Here is a 19,710-nt window from a genome sequence, read left to right as displayed (position 1 = left end):
CGGCCCCGGCCCGCCCGCGCGGGCCGGGGCCCTGTGTCACTCGAACGCCGCCGCGGCCGCCTGGAGCGCCCGCGCGACGGTCTCCGGGTCGTACGGGGCGGGCTCGCCGGGCACGTAGGTGACCGAGCGGAGGGCGCCGGTGTACCGGAAGCTGCGGTGGCGTTCGAAGAGCGGCCAGGAGACCGGGGACTTGCGGTCGAGGCCGACGCTGATGCCCTGGAAGGGGGCCATGCCGATGAGTTGGTGCACCGGTCCGAGGCGGCCGGTCTCCTCACCGTCGACCAGCAGCCGGAACTCCCACTTGAGGTCGGCCACGGCCAGGGCCTCGACGGTGACGGTGCGGGCGCCCGGGGCCAGTGGCCGGGCATCCGTCTCGTACAGCTCGCCGTACTCGTTGTACGCGAACCGGAGCCGGCCGTCCTCCACGTACAGGCTGTACCCGCCTCCCTGGTCGCCGTGCGAGACGAGCACGCCCTGGTCGTCGGCGCGGTGGTCGTCGAGCTCGGCCACGATGTCGAAGGAGCGGAAGGAGATCAGCCGCGAGGAGCGGTAGCGCTCCAGCTCCGGGGTACCGGCCAGCAGGGTCACCGGGCGGCGCAGGCGGGCGTCCTCGGGCCCCCGCAGGGCCAGCGCGCCGCTGCCGTCGGCGAGCGGGAAGACGCCGTCGCGCCAGGCGGCGTTCTCCCAGGCCTCGGCCAACTCCTTGACGACCGCGGGGAATTCGGCCGCGAGGTCATCGATCTCGGTGGGGTCGGCGTGCAGGTCGTACAGTGCCCACTCGCCGTCGTCGTAGGGCGTGCCCGGGCGGTGCAGAGTGACCAGCTTCCAGCCGTTGCGGTAGTAGCTGCGGTTGCCGGTCATCTCGCAGTACTGCTCGGTGTGGGTGCTGTCGGCGTGCGGCTCGCGAAGCACGGAGGCGAAGCTGGTGCCGTCCAGCTCCTGGACGGGCTGCCCGGCGCGGATCTCGGGTCTTTCGATGCCCGCGAGTTCGAGCAGGGTGGGCAGGAGGTCGGTGACGTACTGGTACTGCGTGCGCACACCGGTGTCGTTCTCGGCGCGCGGGAGACCGGCGGGCCAGGAGAGGACGAACGGCACCCGTACTCCGCCCGCGTAGGTCTGGCCCTTGTAGAAGCGGAAGGGGGTGTTGGAGGCCATGCCCCAGCCGCGCGGATAGTGGACCAGGCTCTGCGGGCCGCCGATCAGCTCGATCTCCCGCTCGACGTCCGGGTTCCAGTCCGCGGGCAGGTCGGGGTGGTGGACGAAGCGGCTGAAGTAGCTGCGGGTGCCCTCCGGTCCGCCCTCGCCGGTGCCACCGTTGTCGGAGGTGAAGAGGATGACAGTGTTGTCGAGTTCGCCGAGGGCGGCCAGGGTGTCGGTGAGGCGGCCGAGGTTCTGGTCGACGTTGTCGACCATCGCCGCGTACACCTCCATGTAGCGGGCGTAGAGCTTCTGCTGCACCTCGGTGAGTCCGTCCCACGGCCCGACGTCGTAGCCCGCCTCGGAGTTGCGGTCCGGCAGCCGGGTGCCCTCGGGGAAGTGCCCGGCGGCGAGCTGGCGGGCGAAACGGGCGGCGCGCAGCTCGTCCCAGCCCCCGTCGTAGCGGCCCTTGTGCCGGGCCAGGTCCTCCGGCTTGGCCTGGAGCGGTCCGTGGACGGCGTTGTGCGCCAGGTAGAGGAAGAACGGCTTGGTGTCGTCGTGTGCGCGCAGCGACTTGACCATGGCGATCGCCTGGTCGGTGATGTCGTCGGTGTAGTAGTAGCCGTCCGGGAACTCGTCGATGTCCAGCGGACTGTTGTCGCGGACCAGTTGGTGCGGGTGGAAGAGACTCGTCAGGCCCTCCAGCACGCCGTAGTACTGGTCGAAGCCCTTCTGCAGCGGCCAGTTGGAGCGGTCGTTGGCCGCGTTGGAGGCCGAGTCGCGGGTCAGGTGCCACTTGCCGACGGCGTACGTGGCGTAGCCGCCGTCGTGCAGCAGCTCGGCGAGGGTGGGGATGTCGCCCGCGACCTCCATGCCGTAGCCGGGGAAGCCGGGATCGGCGTTGGCGACGAAGGAGTAGCCGACCCGGTGCGGGTTCAGGCCGGTCAGCAGGGCGGCGCGGGCGGGCGAGCAGAGCGGCATGGTGTGGTAGTTGGCCAGCTTCACTCCGGTGGCGGCGAGGCGGTCCAGCGTCGGGGTGGGGATCTCGGAGCCGAACGGTCCGATGTCGCTGTAGCCCATGTCGTCGATCAGGACCACGACGATGTTGGGTGCGCCCTCGCGCGGGCGGGTGCGGCTGGGCCATGCGGGCGTGGACTCGCGGAAGGTGCGGCCCACGCTGCCGGTGAATCCCTCGTACGGGTCGCGACGGGTGCTCATGCTGTGCTCCGGATGGTGAGTCGGGGGACGGCGGCGAGGAGTTCGGCCGTGTAGGGGTGCTGCGGGTCGGTGACCACCTGGTCGGCGGGGCCGGTCTCGACGATCCGGCCCCGGCGCATGACGGCGATGCGGTGGCTGACCTGGCGGACCACGGCGAGGTCGTGGGCGATGAAGAGCACGGCGAGCCCGAGGTCGCGCTGGAGTTCGGCCAGCAGCTCGACGACCTGGGCCTGGATCGAGACGTCCAGCGCCGAGACCGGTTCGTCGCAGATCAGGACGCTGGGCTCGGGGGCGAGCGCCCGGGCGATGCCGATGCGTTGGCGCTGGCCGCCGGAGAAGGCGCGCGGATGGCGGTCGGCCGTGTCGGGGTCCAGGCCGACCCGGCGCAGCAGCTCCGCCACCCGGGCAGCCCGCGAGGCGCGGTCGCCGATGCGGTGGGCGATCAGCGGCTCGGCGATGATCTGCCCCACCGTCATGCGGGGGTTGAGCGAGGAGTACGGGTCCTGGAAGACCATCTGGATATCCCGCCTGGCGGCTCGTCCGGCGGCCCGCAGGTCCTGCCCGCGGAAGCGGATGTTGCCCCCCGTCGGCGTGTGCACCTGCACCAGCGCCTGGGCGAGGGTGGACTTCCCGGAGCCGGACTCGCCGACCAGCCCGAGCGTCTCGCCGGGGTGCAGGACCAGGTCCACGCCGTCCAGCGCCGCCGTGCGCCGCCGGCGGGTGCCGTAGGTCTTGCGCAGCCCGGAGATGGTGAGCACCGGCTCCTCGCCCGGGGAGCTGTTGGCGGCGGCTGTGGACGGGGCGTCCAGCCGGGGCACCGCTGCCACCAGCTGCCTGGTGTAGGGGTGCCGGGGCTCGGTGAGGATGTCCTCGGTGGGGCCGTGCTCGACGACCCGGCCGTGGCGCATCACCAGGATGCGGCGGCAGGTTTGCGCGATCACCCCCAGGTCGTGGCTGATCACCACCAGGGCGGTGCCGGTGGTCTCGTTGATCCGGGCGAGCAGCCGCAGGATCTGCCGCTGGACGGTCGGGTCGAGCGCGGTGGTCGGCTCGTCGGCGACCAGCACGTCGGGCTCGTTGGCCAGGGCCAGGGCGATCATGATGCGCTGGCGCTGGCCGCCGGAGAACTGGTGCGGATGGTCCCGCAGGCGCTCGGCCGCCTCGGGGATGCCGACCAGGTCGAGCAGCTCCAGTGCCCGCTCCCGCCGTGCTGCCCGGTCGTGGACGGTGTGGGCGCGCAGCGCCTCGTCCAGGTGGCGGCCGATGGTCAGCACCGGGTTGAGGGAGGACATCGGGTCCTGGAAGACCATGGCGATCCGTCGCCCGCGCAGGGCACGCAGCGCGTCCTCCGGGAGGGCGGCGAGGTCCTGCCCGTCCAGCAGGACGGAGCCCGCGGTGATCCGGCCGCCCGAGGGCAGCATCCGCAGCAGGGCGAGCGCGGTGGTGGACTTGCCCGAGCCGGACTCGCCGACCACACCCACCGTATCCCCGGCGGCCAGCTCGAAGCCGACCCTGTCGACGGCCCTGGTCCGCTCGAACTCGACCGTCAGGTCGCGTACTTCGAGAACAGTGCTCATCGGCGCACTCCCCGGTTGAGGGCCTCGGCGATCAGGGTGAATCCGAGCACCAGCGCGGTGACCGCGACCAGCGGGGCGGCCGCGAAGGTCGGGTGGGTGGACAGGTAGGCCATGGACTGGCTGAGGATGCTGCCGAGCGACGGGTCCGGCGGCCGGATGCCCACGCCGAGGAAGCTCATCGCGCCCTCGACGAAGACGGCGATCGACAGGGCGACGGCGCTCTGCACGATCAGCGGATCGGCCGCGTTCGGCAGCACGTGCCGGAGGAGCACCCGGGCCCGGCCGGCCCCGCCGACCCGCGCGGCGAGCGCGTACTCGCGCTCCCGCTGCACCAGGATCCCGGCGCGCAACTGCCTTCCGAACCCCGGGATTTCGGCCAGCGCGATGACGATCACCACCGGCCACCTCCCCGGCCCGAGCACTGCGGTGACGGCGAGCGCCAGGATCAGCCCGGGGAAGGCCAGCACCAGGTCGAAGACCCGCTGCACCGCCACGTCGGCGAACCGGGAGGCCGCCCCGAGCAGCGCCAGCGTGCAGCCCAGCGCCGCGCCGACCGGCACGGCCGTGAGACTGATCACCAGGTCGGTGCCGATCCCGTGCAGGACCCGGCTGAACAGGTCGCGCCCCAGGTCGTCGGTGCCGAACGGGTGCGCCGCGCTCGGCCCGGCCAACGCCAGCGCGCTCTGCGCGTTCGGGTCGGCACTGGTGAGCACGGGTGCCAACAGCCCCGCCAGCACCACGGCGGCGACCAGCGCCAGGCCGGTCAGCCCGCGTCCGGTGAGCAGGCCCGCGAGGTACGGGTTCCTGCTCCGGGTCTCGGTGGCGGCGGCCGTCATCGGCGTCTCGGCGGCGGCGGTCATCGGCCCTCCCAGCGGATCCGGGGGTCCAGCCACGCGTACACCAGGTCGGTGAGCAGCTGGACGGCGACGTGGGCGGCGACGAGCAGCAGGAGCAGGTCCTGCACCACCGGGTAGTCCCGGCGCAGCACGCCCTGCTCGGTCAGCTGGCCGAGGCCCGGCCAGGCGAAGATGGCTTCCACCAGCACGGTGCCGCCGAGGAGTTGGCCGATCTGCAGGCCGAGGACGGTGACCGTGGGCGGCAGCGCGCTGGGCAGTGCGTGCCGCCAGACGATCCGCCGGCGGGAGACGCCGAGGGCGGTCGCGGTGCGCACGTAGTCCTCGGCGAGGGCCCGCTCCAGGCCGTCCTTGAGATAGCGCGCCAGGATGGCGGCGCTGGGCAGGGCGAGGCAGACGGCGGGCAGCAGCAGGTACTGCACCGCCAGGTCGGGTTGGTCGAGGAGGGGCTCGTGCCCGCCGGCCGGCAGCCACCCGAGGGTGACCGCGAACACCAGGACCAGCACCACCCCGGTGACGAACGGCGGTACGGCGAGCACCCCGGTGGTCACCGCGCGGACGGCGGCGGCGACCGGACGCCGCCGGGCGCAGGCGCCGAGCACACCGAGCGGCAGGGCCAGCGCGACGACCAGCACCAGGGCGCCGAGGGTGAGTTCGACGGTGGCACCGAGGCCGTTGCCGATCAGGTCGGCGACCTGGCCGCCGATCGCGTAGCTCGGGCCGAGGTTCCCGGTGAGCAGGTCGCCTATCCAGCGCAGGTACTGGCTGGGCAGCGGCTCGTCCAGGCCGAGCCGGGCGCGGACGGCGGCGACGGCCTCGGGCCCGGCGTCCGGGCCGGCCAGGCTGGTGGCGGGGTCGCCGGGAATCAGCCGCAGGACGAGGAAGACGAGGAACGACGCCAGCAGGAGCACCAGCAGCCCCGAGGGCAGTCGTCGCAGGAGGAAGGATCGCATGGTCAGGCCGCCAGGTAGGCGTCGTCGAGGTTGAGGTAGCTGAACTTGTTGAGGGTCGCGCCGCGCACCTTGGCGCCCGCCACCTCGACCTGCCCGGCGATCGCGAGGTCGATGACGAACTCCTCGTCCAGCAGGACATCGGTGATCTGCTGGTAGAGCGCCTTGGCCTCGGCACTGTCGCTGTCCGCGCGGTTCCATGCGCGCTGCACGATGTCGGTGTAGGCAGGGGAGCTGAAGTGCGAGCTGTTCTTCGCCTCGTTGAACGGGTACGCGCTCACCGCCAGGGTGGCGGGGTGCAGTTGGGCGAAGCCGTGGCTGAGCGTCCACAGCGCGGGCATGGTCTGCGAGATCAGCTGCTTCTGCATGGTCGGTGAGTCGGTGGGCTGCAGGACCGTCTCGATGCCGACCTGCTGGAGGTCGTACTGGAGGATCTGGGCGATCGCGGTGCCGCCCGGGTCGTTGGAGTGCGCGAACGGCAGGGTGATCGGTCCGAGCCCGGCCTCCTTGAGCAACTGCCGTGCCTTGTCCGGGTCGTGGCGGTAGCGGGTGGCTCCTGCCGCGCTGTAGGCGGGGGAGGACTTGGGCCAGGGGGCGGAGGACGCGAGGCCGTACCCGCCGAGTGCCTGCTGCACGAGTCGCTCGCGGTCCACCGCCCAGGCGATGGCCTGCCGCACGCGCTTGTCGCCGACGTGCTCGGCGGTGACGTTGACGCCGATGTAGTAGGCGCCGGCGCCGGTGTCGTACTGGGTGATCCGGAACTGCGGGTCGTTCTTGAGCGTGGCCACGTCCTTGCCGCGGACGCCGTACGACAGGTGGCTCTGGCCGGTCTTCAGGGAGGACAGCAGGGAGTCGGACTGCGGGATGACGCGGATCTCCACGCCGTCCAGGTAGGGGCGTTCGGGCTGCCAGCACCGGTCGTTGCGGGTGAAGGTGATCGAGGCGCCGGGCTTGCGCTCGGTGAACCGGAACGGCCCGGTGCCGATCAGCTGCTTGCCGGCGACGGCGTCCTCGACGGTGGCCTCATCGGCGATGATCATGAATTCGAAGAGGTCGAAGAGGTTGCTGACCGGGTGGGCCAGGGTCAGGGTCAGCTCGTGGTCGCCGTTCTTCCGGAAGTCGGTGACGGCGGCCGCGGTGGATCTCAACTGGGCGGATCGGGAGGGGTTCTGGAGGTTCCTGACGGCGAAGACGACGTCGTCCGCGCTGAACTTCCGGCCGTTGTGGAAGACCACGTCCTCGCGGAGCTTGAGGGTGACGCTGCGGCCGTCCTCGGCGACCTGCCAGGAGGTGGCCAGCTCTGGCTGCGGCCGCAGCTCATTGTCGTACCTGGTGAGGGTGTTGAAGACCAGCCGCTGGACCAGGGTGTTGGCGGACTGGGCGAACAGCAGGCTCGGGGTGAAGTCGATGCCGGAGGCGACGGTGAGGGTGCCGCCCCGGCGCGGCGCGGCCGAGGCGGCGTCGCCGGCGCCGTCGGCGGCCGAGCGGCAGGCCGCCAGCGTCAGCAGGCCGGCTCCGGCGACGGAGGCGCGGAGCAGGGCGCGGCGCGAGACGAGGTGGTCGGTCATGGCAGAGACCCCTTCCGGGGATGGTTAGTTGCTTTCGCAGCGGAAGTAAGGGAGTGCGCGGTGGGCGCGGGGGTGGGGGCGGCTGTCAGGCTCGGGCGAGGGCTTGCAACGGGCTGCGGTACAGGGCACCGAGCACGACCGCCCCCGCAGCCACGGCGAGCGCGTCGGCACCGCGCTGCTGGGTGATCACCAGCCCGGCGTCCTGGCACAGGTGCGAGCGGCGGAGGACCTCGGTGCGGATCGCCTCCAGATAGCGGCCGTCCATCAGGGCGAAAGTCTCGGTGAGCACCACCAGGTCCGGGTTGACCACGTCGACCAGCAGCGCCACGACCTGCCCGATCAGCCGAGCCCGCCGTAGCACCAGCCGGTCGGCGTGGGGATCCCCGGCGCGCACCGCCGCGATCATCTCGCCCCGCTCGGGCACCGGGATGATCCCGGCGGCCGCCGCCTCCCGGTACAGCGCGGTGTCCGAGGCGGCGGCCGCGAAACAGCCGCGCCGCCCGCAGCAGCACCGGGCCCGACTGCCGGCCACCCGCAGGTGCGCGACGTCGCCGGTAGCCGACTGCGGCCCCAGGTGCACCAGGCCGCCGACGCCCAGAGCCGCGTCCACCACATGGCCCACGAAGAGCTGCACCAGGCTGCGCCGCGCGGCCGGGTGCCCGAAGAGGATCTCCGACTGCGCCAGCGCCCGGGCATGGTTGTCCACCTGGACGGGCAGCCCCGTGGCCCGCTCCAGGAGCGCCCGCAGCGGCACCTCGCACCAGTCCAGCGGCGCGTGGCGCACCGTCACCCCGCGCACCGGATCGACCGAGCCGCCCGTGACCGCGCCGAGCCCGACCACGGACCGCCCGCCCGGCGCGGCGGCCAGGAACGCCGGCAGCCGGGCAAGTGCCGGATCCAGCACCGCCCGGCCCGTGCGGCCACGGTTGTCGAGCTGCTCCCGGGCCAGAACGTTGCCGCGCAGATCGAGCAGCGACAGCGTGGAGAACGGCACCCCGACGTGCAGGCCGGCCACGGCCAGCCGCTCGGTGTCGACGTCCACCGGCAACTGTGGCCGGCCGACGGCCCCGCTCTCGGTCAACTCCGGCCGCTCGCAGAGCAGTCCGAGCCGGAGGAGGTCGGTCACCTGCCGGGACACCCCGGCCGGGCTCAGTCCGGACAGCGCGGCGACCCGACTGCGGGCGATCGGCCCGTGGTCCAGCACGGTCCGCAGCACGGCGGCGGCATTGACGTCCCGCCGGTCGTCCCCGGTGCGGGCGGGGACGGGGCGGACCGTGGCGGGCATCGACGGGACCTTTCGGAGCGTACGGAGGCGTCAGACGGACGGTTCGAGCTGCTCGGCCGGCACCAGGCCGGGCACCGCCGGCGGGTCGGCCGGCTCCAGCAGCCGGCTCGGCACGCCGTCCACGCCGACCGGCAGGTCGCCGTCCAGGGTGATCCGGCGGACCAGGCGCGGCTGGTCACCGTAGTCGTTGACGGCGTAGTGCTGGGTCGCGCGGTTGTCCCAGATCGCCACGTCGCCGACCTGCCAGTCCCAGCGCACCGTGTTCTCCAGCCGCTCGACGTAGCGCTGGAACAGCGCGATCAGCGCCTTGCTGTCGGGGCCCGGGACCCCGACGATCCGCTGGGCGAACGCACCCAGCAGCAGGCTCTTCTCGTCGGTCACCGGGTGCACCCGCACCAGCGGATGCTCGGTCTTGAATGCAGTGGAGACGAACACCTGGCGGAACAGCTCGGCGACCTCCTTGTTCTCCGCCAGCTCGGGGGTCAGCGCGAGGCTCGCCGCGTAGTCGTAGTCGTTGGTGTGCACCGCCCGTAGGCTCTCCGCCAGGGTCTGCAGAGGGGCCGGCAGGTCGTCGTACGCGGCCGCGGTGTTGGCCCAGACCGTCGAGCCGCCCGCCTCCGGCAGCTCCAGTGCCCGCAGGATGGACGCCTTGGGGTAGGACGGGACGAACGTCACGTCGGTGTGCCAGTTGTTGGCGCGTACGCCCTTGGTGGCGTCCAGCTCGAAGATGTACCGTCCGTCCGCGCTCGGGACGGTCGGATGGCCGACCGGGTGGCCGAGCAGCCGGGCGAACGCCTCGTGCCCGGCGTCGTCCAGGTGCTGCTGACCGCGGAAGAACAGCACCTTGTGGCGGTACAGGGCGGCCTCGATCGCGGCGATGGTCTCGGCGGGCAGGTCGCCGCCGAGGCGGACGTCGTGAACGATCGCCCCGATGCGGCCGGCGGCCGGAGTCAGACGCAGTTCGACGGCAGTGGTCATGGCGGTACCTCGGTTTCTTGCGGAGGGGAAGGACGGCGGACGGCGCACGTGTGCGACGGCGGCAGAGAGGAAGGAGCTGACTGAAAGTCAGTCAGCTTGATGAGGGTCCGTCAGAGACGGACGGGAACCGGGCGGCGACAGGAGAGGAGACAGGCACGGCAGACGGCGGCGGTCATCGTCCCTCCTTCGGTCGCGGTTCCGGTGTGATGGGCTCATCGTGTGGAGGGCCGGCACCCGGTGTCAAGCTCATCCCGCCTGGTGGGAGCGGGTATTGCGGCAATGTTGCGGCGGATGGCGAACGGATGCCGGAACCGGGCACCGGCCTTGCCGGCCGTACGGCGCGGTGACTAACTTGCGGACTGAAATTCAGGTCCGCCAGGGTCTCGGCGGACCTCGCCCCGCCGCCCCGATCGGAGCGCTCCCGATGCGCAACGCCGCCGCGGTCGTCCGGACCGTGCTCGCCCACGGCCCCCTCCCCAGACATCGCATCGCCGAGCTGACAGGCCTGTCCGCGGGTACGGTCACGCGGCTCACCGCCCGGCTCGCCGCCGTGGAGCAGCTGGTCGAACTGCCCGGCGCGCCCGGCCCACGGGAGACGGGCCGCCCTCCCGTGCCGCTGGACCTGCCGGTCAGCGCGACCGCTGTCGTCGGCGTGCACATCGGCCTGCTGCGCACCACCCTGGGCCTGGTCGACGTTGCGACGCACTGCGGACGCACAGCGGCGGTGCTGCCGATCGTGGCGGAGCTCGCGGCGGTGGCCGAACTGACGCCGGCCCCGGCCCTGCGCGCCGATCTGCGCCTGGCCCGGGCGCTGGTCGCGGCCGACGGCGACGCCGAGCCGCTCTTCGAGGCCGCACTGGGCACCGACCTCAGCGCCCTGCCGCTGGCCCGGGCCCGTGCCCACCTGGCCTTCGGCGAGTGGCTGCGGCGCCGCCGCCGCAGCGTCGAGTCCCGGGACCACCTCCGCACCGCCCGCGACATGTTCGACGCGCTCGGTGCCATCCCCTGGGGAGAGAGGGCCCGCCGGGACCTGCGGGCGGCCGGTGAGACCAGTCGCGGCCGGGCACCGGACGTGCACGACCGGCTGACCCCGCACGAGTTGCAGATCGTCCGGCCGGCGGCCGGCGGCCTGACCAACCGTGAGATCGGCGAGAGGCTCTAGCTGTCCTACCGGACGGTCGGTTCACACCTGCACCGGATCTTCCCCAAGCTCGGCGTCGTCTCGCGCACCGAGCTGCGCACGGTGGCCGGCACCCTGCGTCGATGCGCCGTCACGTGACGCTCGATCGCCTCATGCTGGTGCGTCTAGTGTTCCCCCGGTCGGTGTTCCGAGGACGAGGGGGTTTCCATGGCGTGGCGCGGGCCGCGAACCGGGGCGGTGCGGCCGCTGGTCGGCCGCTTGGCCGAACGCGAGGTGATCGGACAGCTGCTCGACGCGGTGCGCGACGGGTTCGGGGGCGCCTTGGTGCTCGTGGGCGAGGCCGGGATCGGCAAGACGCGGCTGCTGGACCACGCGGCGGCCCTGGCCGCCGGCATGGAGCTGACCAGGCTGGTCGGCGTCGAGGCCGAACAGCCGCTGGGCTACGGCGCGCTGCACCGCCTGCTGCGCCCGCACCTGCACCGCGTCGACCGGCTGCCCACCAGGCAGCGGGACGCGCTGAACGCGGCGTTCGGCCTGGCCGACGCCGCCCCACCGGACCGGCTCCTGGTGGCCCTCGCGGCCCTGACTCTGCTCTCCGACGTCGCCTCCGAGCAGCCGATGCTCTGCTTGGTGGACGACGTCCACTGGCTCGACCGGGAATCGGCCGAGACGCTGGCCTTCGTCGCCCGGCGACTGCACGCCGACTCATTGGGCCTGATCTTCGCGGCCAGGGACGACCCCGGCGGCCGCACACTCTTCGAGGCCATGCCGCATCTGCGGGTCGACGGACTGCCCGCCGCCGACGCCCGGCACCTGCTCGCCCTCGCCGTGCCCGGCCACCTGGACACCGCGGTCGCGGACCGGATCGTGGCCGGCACCGGGGGCAATCCGCTGGCGCTCATCGAACTGGGCGCGAACCTGGGCGCCGAACAGCTCGCCGGGGTCGCGCCGGTGCCCGAGCCGCTGCCGGTGGGCAGGTTACTGGAGGAGCACTTCCGGCAGTCGGTGGCCGCGCTGCCCCCCGACACCCGGACGCTGCTCCAGCTGATGGCAGCGGCGCCGACCGACGACATGGCGGTGGTGTGGCAGGCCGCAGGCGTGCTCGGCCTGCCGGCCCGGGCCACCACCGCGGCCGTCGACGCGGGAATCCTCAACCACGGGGCCGGCGGCGGGTTCCGGCACCCGCTGATCCGGTCGGCGGTCTACGCGGCGGCCTCGGGGGACGACCGGCGGCGGGTCCACGCCGCGCTCGCGGCGGCCAGCGACCCGGCCCGCGTGCCCGACCGGCGTGCCTGGCACCGGGCCGAGGCGGCCCTCGGACCCGACGACTCGGCCGCGGCGGACCTGGACGCCGCCTCGGACTGGGCCCGGTCCAGGGGCGGCTACTCCGCCCAGGCGCTGTTCCTTTCCAGGGCCGCCGAACTCACCACCGACCCAGCCCGGCGCGCCGAGCGCTACCTCGCCGCGGCCGAGGCCCACCAGGCCTCCGGCGACCACGCCGCGGTGCAACCGCTGCTCGACCTCGCCGTACCCGCCCTCGACCGTCCTGCCACCCGGGCCCGCGCGCTGCGGATGCGCGCCTCAATCGAGCTGTTCAACATCCGGATCGACCGGGTCCCGGCCATGATGCTCGACGCCGTGGCCGAACTCGGCGACGCTGACCCCCGGACGACCCGGGAGCTGCTCTACGAGGCCGTGCACGCCGCGGTCATCGCCGGAGGGCCCGTCTACCGCACGACCTCGGCGGCGGTGTCCCGGGCCGTGACGGCCGCCCCGCCCGAGCCCGACGATCAGGCCTGGAGCCCCACGGGGCTGATCGAAGGACTGAGCCTGCGGTCGGCCAGCGGCTACCGGAGCAGCGTGACGGTGCTCCGCGCAGCCCTGGCCCGGCTCCGCTCCGCGCCCGAACTGCGCAACATGGCCAGTCCGTTCAGCGCCATGGTGAGCATCGCGGCGACCGAGGTGTGGGACATCGGGGCGTACGTGGAGATCGTCGGCCGACTGGCGGCCGTGGACCGCGGCAACGGAGCGCTCTACGGCCTCAGCCTGTCCTTGTCGGACCTCGCGTACACCGAGATCTGGAACGGGCGGCCGGCCGCGGCGGAGGCGCTCTACGCGGAGGCCGACGACTACGCCACCGCGATCGGGCTGACGACCCACGGGGACCTGCGCAGGGCCCTGCTGTACGCGTGGACGGGCCGGGAGGGCGAGACACGCGCCGCCGTGGCGATGATGGAGGCCGTCGCCGGGACCTACGGCCTGGGCTTGCTGCGCCAGCTGGCGCTCCACGCGCTCTGCGTTCTCGAGCTCGGCGGGGGGCGCTACGACGAGGCGCTGCGTCATGCGCTGACCGTCTGTCGCGAGGACGCGCCGTCACAGGGAAACCAGGTGCTGCCGCTGCTCATCGAGGCCGCCGTCCGCACCGGCGACCGGCGCACGGCGACCCGCGCGCTGGAGCGGCTCGAGGAACGTGCGCTGCTCGCCGGGACGCCGTGGGCGTTGGGGCTGTTGGCCCGGTGCCGGGCGCTGGTGGCCGAGGACGCCGAGGCGGAGAAGTGGTACGCGGAGTCGGTCGATCTGCTGGGGCGCGTGCCGTTGGCAGCGGAACAGGCCCGGTCACGCCTGCTGTTCGGCGAGTGGCTCCGGCGGCGCAGGCGCCGCGCCGAGGCCAGGACCCACCTGCGGGCCGCGCACGAGCTGTTCGAGACCGGGGGAGCGGCACTGTTCGCCGAACGGGCCCGGACCGAGCTGCTCGCGACCGGGGAGACGGCGCGCCGGCGCGTGCCGGGGACCAGCCTCGACCTCACCCCCCAGGAACGCCAGGTGGCGCTGCTGGCGGTGTCGGGACTGACCAACGCCGAGATCGCCTCCCGGCTGTTCATCACGACCTCGACGGTCGAGTTCCACCTGAACAAGGTGTTCCGCAAACTCGGCATCACCTCGCGGCGGAAGATCGCCGCCGCACTCGGCCAGGGCGCGCTCGCCGACGGTTCGGCGACCTCCGGTGCGAACCCGGCGCACGTTCCGTAGCGCCGCACCACGCCACGCCACACCACGTCGCACCGCGCCGGGACCGGGTCAGTGCCAGACTCCGGCGTGCCGTGCGCGGCTGAGCCGGTCGGCGGTGGCCGAACAGACGGCGAGCAGCCCCGCGGCCGTCCACAACGGGGCCGCCACGTCGGCGTGCCGCAGCAGAAGCCCGCCCCCGAAGGCGCCCGCGGCCATCGCCAGGATCGAGGCGACGCGCAGTCCGCGGACGCGGGCGCTGGTCCGGTCGGCGAACAGGCCTGCGGTGGTCAGTGTGAGCACCGTCGTGGTCAGGTCGGGCACGGCCAGGCGCCGCACGACGGCGTTCTGCATCCCCATCGCGACCGCGAGCAGGGTGACGAGGGCCAGTTGGACCGCTCGCCGCCCCGGGTCGGCGAGCGCCGCCAGCACGGCCGCCCCGATGACGACGGCGCACTGCGCGGCGGTCGAGAGCGCCAGCAGTCGCCCGCGATGCGTGCTGCTGCCACCGACGTGGCGTCCGCCGAGGTACGCCCCGGCGCCGAAGGCTGCCAGGGCCAGCAACGTCGCGCTCCACGAGACTCCGTCGACGCCGCTGAGGGCGAAGCCGGCGAAGACGACGTTCCCGGTCATGTTGGCGACGAAGACGTGGCCGAGCACCAGATAGCTGACGGCGTCGACCAGCCCGGTCGCCACCGTAAGGGCCAGCAGCAGCGCGGGCAGCGGGCCGTGGTTGCGGGGGGCGGGCACTGGGCGTTCTCCTTCGGCGTCGGGGGTGGCGCGGCGTCGGGGTCAGGAGCGGCCGAGGAAGTCGAGCAGCAAGGCGGTCAGTTCCTCGGGGCGCTCCTCGTAGATCCAGTGGCCGGAGTTCGGGATGGTCACGCCGGTGACGTGGGAGGCGTAGGCCTTCATCTGCTCGCCCTCGGCGCTGCCGAGGCTGCCCGATGCGCCGATGGCGAGCACCGGCATCGGGAGCGGGGTCCGCTGGAACTGCGCGTTGTCCCGGATGTCCTGCGGGAACACCCGGAACCAGGCCAGACTCGCCGCCAGGTGGGCGGGGTCGCGCAGGTAGTGGGCGAACACCCGGATGTCGTCCTGGCTCACCGCGCCCGGCACGCCCTCGAACCCGCCGATGAAGCCGGCGGTCCAGCTGACCTCACGGCCCCGGATCATGTTCTCCGGCAGGCCGTCGGTCAGGTTGAAGAACCCGAAGTTCCAGACCCCAGGGCCCCGCTCGGTCAGTGACGGGATCTGGTAGATGCTCAGGTCCGGGATCGGAGCCTCGCTGAGGACCAGCTTCTCGACGGTGGCGGGGTACTGCGCCGCGTAGGAGTAGGCGACCATCGTGCCGATGTCGTGACCGACGATCCGCACGTCGTCGTCCTTGCCGAGCGACACCAGCAGCGCGTGGAGCTCGGCGGCCATCGTCTTCTTGTCGTAGCCCGAGGGCGGCGCGTCGCTCTGCCCGGCGCCGGGCAGGTCCGGGGCGATGACGGTGTAGTGCTCGGCCAGGGCCGGCATGATGCCGTGCCACTCGTACCAGGTCTGCGGGTAGCCGTGGAGCAGCACCAGCGTCGGCCCGTGGCCGCCGGTCACGTAGTGCAGGCCGATGCCGGCGACCCGGGCGCGGTGTTCGGTGAACCCCGCGGGGATCCGTTCACCGGCGGATGCGGTGGCAGGGGAAGCGGTCGTGGGGCCCGCGGCGGCGCTGATCGTCGCCGTGCTCAGCGCGACGGCCGCGGCCAGGGCCGCGCCTAGCAGTCGACGGCGGCTGCGGGTTCCGGGCAGGGGGAGTCTCACTCAGTGCTCCAGGTGGCGGGTGACGGAGGGTCGGCGGCCCCTGGCGGGGCCGGGTCGGGCGGGCGGCGGTCGTGCCGCCGTCGACGGGTGGTCAGGCCGTCGGGCCCTGGCGCCGGAGCCAGGCCAGCACCGCCTCCGCGACCTCGCGCCAGCCGCTGTCGACGGTCAGCGAGTGCCCGCGGCCGGGGAAGGACAGGAACTCGGTGACCGCCTCGGAGTGCCGGTATTGTTTGAGCGTGGCGCGGGTCACCGACTCCGGGACGGTGTGGTCCTTGCCGCCGGACACCAGCAGCAGCGGGCCGCGTCCGGAGTTCGCGGTGTCGACCTTGGCCGGCGAGTGGGGGTCGAAGTTCGCCGCGGCCGCCTCGAACAGGGGCTTGCCCGGCGCCGGGATGGTCCACCGCTCGAAGAGTCCGTCGGACTCCTCCTCGCTCAGCGCGTTGCCGAACGCGAAGCGGAACTGCTCGGTGGTCAGGGACACCGCGCGGTGCCGGTTCGCAGGGTTCTTGAACACCGGCAGCGTCGAGCGCAGCGCGGACAGCGGAAGCGGCAGGACGCCCTTGATCTGGGCTGCGTCGATCGCCACGGCCGCCGCCGCCAGTTCCTGGCCGAGGAGCTTCTGGGCGATCATGCCGCCGAAGGAGTGGCCGATCAGGACCGGCGGCGCTCCCAGCCCGCGGATGATCGTCGCGTAGTGCTCGACGACGTCGTCGATGCCGTGGTCGGCGATGCTCTCCGGGTTCTGCCGGGCCTCCTCCACGGTGTCCGGGTCGCCGGGCCAGCCGGGCGCCGACGGGGCGTAGCCCTCGGCACGGAAGAGGTCGATCCACGGCTGCCAGGAGGTGCTGTGCAGCCACAGGCCGTGGATGAAGAGGACGGGGGTCGGGCTGGTCATGGCCGAGTGCCCTTTCTCGGGAAGGGGATCGGGCGGGACTGGGTCGGGTCGTACTGGGCCAGGTCGTGCTGGGCCTGGTCGTGCTGGGCCTGGTCGTGCTGGGCCTGTTCGTGCCGGGCAGGGCGCTAGCAGGCCGGAGGCGACGGTGAGTCGGGCCGGTTCTCGGGGCGCTGAGCGCCGACCGGTCCTCAGGGGCGGGTGCTGAACGGGCCGAGGATCCCGGCGTCGATCCGGAGCGACTCGACCATCGCTGCGGCGTTGTCGAGCGTGAACACGTCGGCTGCGGCGAGGACGCCGTTGTACTTGGCGATCACCGGTGCGGCGGCCTGCGCCGCCACCGCGTCGAGGTAGGTCTTGAAGATCGCCCAGGAGTTGCCCTGCGGGCCGTACTTCGCGAAGTACGGCCCGGGGTCCAGGTCCATCGAGGCGCGGGCGGCGGCTTCGAGGTCGGCCGTGTAGGCACGCTGGAGGTCGCCGTCCGCGCGCACGCCGAGCCGGCCGAGGTGACCGCCGACCAGGGTCCGCCAGGGGTAGCCCATGGCGATGTCCTGCGCCCGCAGCCAGGCCGGGATGTCCTGGGAGACCGCGAGGTTCTTGAACGGCACCCAGCCCGGGTACAGGACGTCGACGACCATCAGGGTCCGGTGCTCCGGCGCGTGGACGAAGATGTTGTCCGGGCTGTGGTTGGGGCCGTGGTAGGCCAGTTCCAGACGCTCGCCGCCGACCTCCACCGTGTAACGATCCTTGAAGGTGACAGTCGGCGCGGGACGGTTCGGGTCGCCGTCGCGCAGCAGCAGGCGCCGGCACTCGGCGTGACCGATCCGCACGACGTCCTTGCCCAGGATCGACGAGGCGCCCGCGTGGTCGGCGTGGGAGTGCGAGTAGACGAGGTGCGTGACCTGCGACGGCCGGCCGTTCGCCCGCGTCACGTCGGCTATCGCCCGCAGCAGGTTGTGCCCGATGGTCGGCGGGGCGTCGACCAGGACGACGCCTTCCCGGGTGCTGAGGAACATCGCCTGGTAGTACCCGTCGGTGACCCAGTGGAGGTTCCCGTCGATCCGGCCGACGTAGTAGCCCGCGTCGTTGATCGCCGGCCCCTTCGCGGCGAGCGGGACGGGCGCGAAGTCGGGCAGGTCGGTGCCGGTGCCCTGGGCGGCGGCCGCCGTGCCACCGCCCAGGGCCGTGCCGGCGACGGCGACCGCGGGCAGGACGGCCGCCGTGCGCAGCAGGGCGCGGCGGTTCGCCGGGGTGTTCATCGGGTGGCTCATGGCGTGGCCTTTCGGGATCGGTCCGCGATCGGGTCGGATTCGGTCGTGCCGAGCGGAGGGGGGCGTCAGGCGCTCGGGGCGGATCACTCGAAGCAGGGGTCGGACACCCGAAGGACGGCGTCCGCCTCGGTACCGGCCCCGCGCCGACCGGACCGGCGCAGCTGCTCCGTGGAGTCGGCGGCGGCCTGGCCCAGCAACTCGGCCTGGCGCGCGCCGTCGCCGACCCGGCGCAGGCCGGCCTGGTAACCGCCGAAGTGGGCCAGCGGGCTCCAGTCGGGTTCGACCGGCGGCGCGGGCACTGCGAGGCCCTCGAACTCGCCGACCGCGTGCACGATCCGGCCGCCGACGACGGTGAGGGCGGCTTCGATGAGTGGGATGTCCTGCTCGGGGACGGTGAAGTAGTCGTCGGTGAGGATCGCCAGATCGGCGAGGAAGCCCGGGCTGAGCCGGCCCTTCATCTCCTGCTCGCCGGTGAGCCGGGCGCCGGCGGCGGTGTACATCTCCAGCGCGGTCTCCCGGCTGACGCAGTGTGCTGCCGAACGGGTGCGCAGGCCGCCGACGGTGCGCCCGGAGACGAGCCAGTGCAGGGCTACCCAGGGGTTGTAGGTGGACACCCGGGTCGCATCGGTACCGGCCGCCACGTGCAGCCCGCGTTCGAGCATCGCGCCGAGCGGCGGGGCGGCCGCCGCTGCGGCGGCGCCGTATCGGCGCGCGAAGGTCTCGCCCTGGTACGCCAGCCGGTGCTGGACCCCCAGCGACCCGCCGAGCGCCGCGATGCGGTCCAGACTCTGCGGCGATACGGTCTCTGCGTGGTCGAACAGCCATCGTCCCGGTCCCGGGAAGAGCCCTTCGGCGGCGAGCTTCTCGAAGACGGCGAGGTCGCGGCGGATGGTCTCGTCATACGTGGCGTGGAGTCTGAATCCCCAGCCGTTCTCCAGTAGGACCCGCACTGCCTGCTCCAACTGGTCCTCGTACGGGCCCAGTTCGGGACGCGGCTGGGCGAAGTTCTCGAAATCGGTGGCGGCCCAGACGAGGTTCTCGCCGGCGCCGTTGAACCTGAGCCACTCGTCCCCGTCGCCGGGCTTGACCAGGGTGGCCCAGCGCCGTAGGTCCTCGACCTCCTGCCCGAGGGTCTGCGGGAACAGGTGGTAGGCGATGCGCACCGTGAGCTCCTGCGCGGCGGCCAGCTCCGTGACGGCCGTGTAGCCCGACGGGAAGTCCTGGAACCCGCCGGCGCCGTCCACCAACGAGGTCAGGCCGAACCGGTTCAGCTCGCGCAGGAAGTGGGCGGTGGAGGCCTTCTGTAGCGCGGGGTTGAGCACCGGGGCCTTGGCGATCGTCGCGTAGAGCAGTCCGGCGGCCGGGGCGGCGATCAGCATCCCGGTCGGCTCGCCGTCGTGGCCGCGGACGATCTGCCCGCCCGCCGGGTTCGGGCTGTCGCGGGTGATGCCCGCTGCGCGCAGCGCCGCCCGGTTCAGCACGGCGGACTGGTACAGGTGCGTGATGATCACCGGTGTGTCGGGCGCTGCCGCGTTCAACTCGGCGGGCGAGGGCAGGCGGTGCTCGGCGACCGTCTCGACGCTCCAGCCCCCGGCGACCCGGACCCACTGGCCGGCCGGAGTCCGGGCGGCCTGTTCCCGCAGCATCCTGAGGACCACCGCGAGCGACGGCACGCCGTCCCACCGCAACTCCAGGACGAAGTGCAGGCCGCCGCGGACGACGTGGCAGTGCGAGTCGTTCAGCCCGGGGACGACCCTGCGGTACTGCGCGTCCACCACCACGGTGTCCGGCCCGAGGTAGGGCGCGACGTCCCGGTCGTCGCCGACCACGCCGATCCGCCCGCCGTGCACCGTCAACGCCGAGGCCGTCGGGCGTCGCCGGTCCCCGGTGTGGATCCGCGCGTTGCGGACGACCAGATCAGCGCGGTCGTCTCCCAGGCCGGGCCGCAGGCCGGCCACGGGCATCGATGTCATCGGAGCTCCTTGCCGCCATGGGTGCTACCCACAGCAGAGCACCGAGCCCGGTCCATTCGA

Annotated in this window: 14 protein-coding genes; 2 read left to right on the top strand and 12 right to left on the bottom strand. The window is 73.1% G+C overall.

The annotated features are described in order from the left end of the window. Nucleotides 1–36: 36 nt before the first annotated feature. The 7 genes from ACZ3YL_RS03915 to ACZ3YL_RS03885 all read right to left on the bottom strand — a co-directional run bounded on the left by ACZ3YL_RS03915 (nucleotide 37) and on the right by ACZ3YL_RS03885 (nucleotide 9,567). Nucleotides 37–2,355: an arylsulfatase gene (locus tag ACZ3YL_RS03915; RefSeq protein ID WP_465655175.1), complete on the bottom strand. Its 2,319-nt coding sequence runs from the start codon at nucleotides 2,353–2,355 to the stop codon at nucleotides 37–39. Beyond that, the gene (locus ACZ3YL_RS03910; RefSeq protein ID WP_465655173.1) at nucleotides 2,352–3,932 is read right to left on the bottom strand and encodes an ABC transporter ATP-binding protein; all 1,581 of its coding nucleotides are present in this window, start codon (nucleotides 3,930–3,932) and stop codon (nucleotides 2,352–2,354) included. The genes ACZ3YL_RS03915 and ACZ3YL_RS03910 overlap by 4 nt, the downstream gene beginning before the upstream one ends. Next, nucleotides 3,929–4,792, bottom strand: a complete 864-nt coding sequence (locus ACZ3YL_RS03905) for an ABC transporter permease (RefSeq protein WP_465655171.1) — start codon at nucleotides 4,790–4,792, stop codon at nucleotides 3,929–3,931. Before ACZ3YL_RS03905 ends, ACZ3YL_RS03910 begins: the two co-directional genes overlap by 4 nt. Next, nucleotides 4,789–5,739 carry an ABC transporter permease gene (locus tag ACZ3YL_RS03900; protein WP_188302024.1) on the bottom strand — a complete coding sequence of 317 codons (951 nt, stop codon included), beginning with the start codon at nucleotides 5,737–5,739 and terminating at the stop codon, nucleotides 4,789–4,791. The genes ACZ3YL_RS03905 and ACZ3YL_RS03900 overlap by 4 nt, the downstream gene beginning before the upstream one ends. 2 nt (nucleotides 5,740–5,741) lie before the next feature. Further along, a complete protein-coding gene (locus ACZ3YL_RS03895) occupies nucleotides 5,742–7,304 on the bottom strand; it encodes an ABC transporter substrate-binding protein (RefSeq protein ID WP_188302023.1) in 1,563 nt (520 codons plus the stop codon). A gap of 85 nt (nucleotides 7,305–7,389) precedes the next feature. After that, nucleotides 7,390–8,589: an ROK family transcriptional regulator gene (locus ACZ3YL_RS03890; protein WP_188302022.1), complete on the bottom strand. Its 1,200-nt coding sequence runs from the start codon at nucleotides 8,587–8,589 to the stop codon at nucleotides 7,390–7,392. A gap of 30 nt (nucleotides 8,590–8,619) precedes the next feature. Continuing rightward, the gene (locus ACZ3YL_RS03885; RefSeq protein WP_188302021.1) at nucleotides 8,620–9,567 is read right to left on the bottom strand and encodes a TauD/TfdA dioxygenase family protein; all 948 of its coding nucleotides are present in this window, start codon (nucleotides 9,565–9,567) and stop codon (nucleotides 8,620–8,622) included. 424 nt (nucleotides 9,568–9,991) lie between these two features. Here ACZ3YL_RS03885 and ACZ3YL_RS03880 point away from each other — a divergent pair, with 424 nt between their 5' ends. Together ACZ3YL_RS03880 and ACZ3YL_RS03875 are read left to right on the top strand one after the other, a co-directional pair. Continuing rightward, a complete protein-coding gene (locus tag ACZ3YL_RS03880) occupies nucleotides 9,992–10,729 on the top strand; it encodes a hypothetical protein (RefSeq protein ID WP_465655168.1) in 738 nt (245 codons plus the stop codon). Nucleotides 10,730–10,915: 186 nt separating this feature from the next. Beyond that, entirely contained in the window at nucleotides 10,916–13,738 is a 2,823-nt protein-coding gene (locus tag ACZ3YL_RS03875; RefSeq protein WP_188302019.1) for a helix-turn-helix transcriptional regulator, read from the top strand. 48 nt (nucleotides 13,739–13,786) lie between these two features. Here the strand turns inward: ACZ3YL_RS03875 and ACZ3YL_RS03870 are convergent, their stop codons facing one another. The 5 genes from ACZ3YL_RS03870 to ACZ3YL_RS03850 all read right to left on the bottom strand — a co-directional run bounded on the left by ACZ3YL_RS03870 (nucleotide 13,787) and on the right by ACZ3YL_RS03850 (nucleotide 19,650). Continuing rightward, entirely contained in the window at nucleotides 13,787–14,464 is a 678-nt protein-coding gene (locus ACZ3YL_RS03870; protein WP_188302018.1) for a YoaK family protein, read from the bottom strand. Between the two features lie 42 nt (nucleotides 14,465–14,506). Next, entirely contained in the window at nucleotides 14,507–15,514 is a 1,008-nt protein-coding gene (locus ACZ3YL_RS03865; RefSeq protein ID WP_188302017.1) for an alpha/beta fold hydrolase, read from the bottom strand. Between the two features lie 91 nt (nucleotides 15,515–15,605). Beyond that, nucleotides 15,606–16,409: an alpha/beta hydrolase gene (locus tag ACZ3YL_RS03860; protein ID WP_188302016.1), complete on the bottom strand. Its 804-nt coding sequence runs from the start codon at nucleotides 16,407–16,409 to the stop codon at nucleotides 15,606–15,608. 188 nt (nucleotides 16,410–16,597) lie between these two features. Further along, nucleotides 16,598–17,677, bottom strand: a complete 1,080-nt coding sequence (locus ACZ3YL_RS03855; RefSeq protein WP_465655165.1) for an MBL fold metallo-hydrolase — start codon at nucleotides 17,675–17,677, stop codon at nucleotides 16,598–16,600. 83 nt (nucleotides 17,678–17,760) lie between these two features. Beyond that, entirely contained in the window at nucleotides 17,761–19,650 is a 1,890-nt protein-coding gene (locus tag ACZ3YL_RS03850; protein ID WP_465655163.1) for an amidohydrolase, read from the bottom strand. Between the last annotated feature and the right edge of the window lie 60 nt (nucleotides 19,651–19,710).

The organism is Kitasatospora sp. NPDC023176 (assembly GCF_055560495.1).
The sequence above is the reverse complement of the archived record's forward strand: the minus strand, read 5'-3'. Positions and strand labels throughout refer to the sequence as shown.

Coding starts and splice junctions, on each gene's coding strand:
- ACZ3YL_RS03915 (WP_465655175.1), bottom strand. CDS start 2,355: ATGAGCACCCGTCGCGACCCGTACGAGGGATTCACCGGCAGCGTGGGC.
- ACZ3YL_RS03910 (WP_465655173.1), bottom strand. CDS start 3,932: ATGAGCACTGTTCTCGAAGTACGCGACCTGACGGTCGAGTTCGAGCGG.
- ACZ3YL_RS03905 (WP_465655171.1), bottom strand. CDS start 4,792: ATGACCGCCGCCGCCGAGACGCCGATGACGGCCGCCGCCACCGAGACC.
- ACZ3YL_RS03900 (WP_188302024.1), bottom strand. CDS start 5,739: ATGCGATCCTTCCTCCTGCGACGACTGCCCTCGGGGCTGCTGGTGCTC.
- ACZ3YL_RS03895 (WP_188302023.1), bottom strand. CDS start 7,304: ATGACCGACCACCTCGTCTCGCGCCGCGCCCTGCTCCGCGCCTCCGTC.
- ACZ3YL_RS03890 (WP_188302022.1), bottom strand. CDS start 8,589: ATGCCCGCCACGGTCCGCCCCGTCCCCGCCCGCACCGGGGACGACCGG.
- ACZ3YL_RS03885 (WP_188302021.1), bottom strand. CDS start 9,567: ATGACCACTGCCGTCGAACTGCGTCTGACTCCGGCCGCCGGCCGCATC.
- ACZ3YL_RS03880 (WP_465655168.1), top strand. CDS start 9,992: ATGCGCAACGCCGCCGCGGTCGTCCGGACCGTGCTCGCCCACGGCCCC.
- ACZ3YL_RS03875 (WP_188302019.1), top strand. CDS start 10,916: ATGGCGTGGCGCGGGCCGCGAACCGGGGCGGTGCGGCCGCTGGTCGGC.
- ACZ3YL_RS03860 (WP_188302016.1), bottom strand. CDS start 16,409: ATGACCAGCCCGACCCCCGTCCTCTTCATCCACGGCCTGTGGCTGCAC.
- ACZ3YL_RS03855 (WP_465655165.1), bottom strand. CDS start 17,677: ATGAGCCACCCGATGAACACCCCGGCGAACCGCCGCGCCCTGCTGCGC.
- ACZ3YL_RS03850 (WP_465655163.1), bottom strand. CDS start 19,650: ATGACATCGATGCCCGTGGCCGGCCTGCGGCCCGGCCTGGGAGACGAC.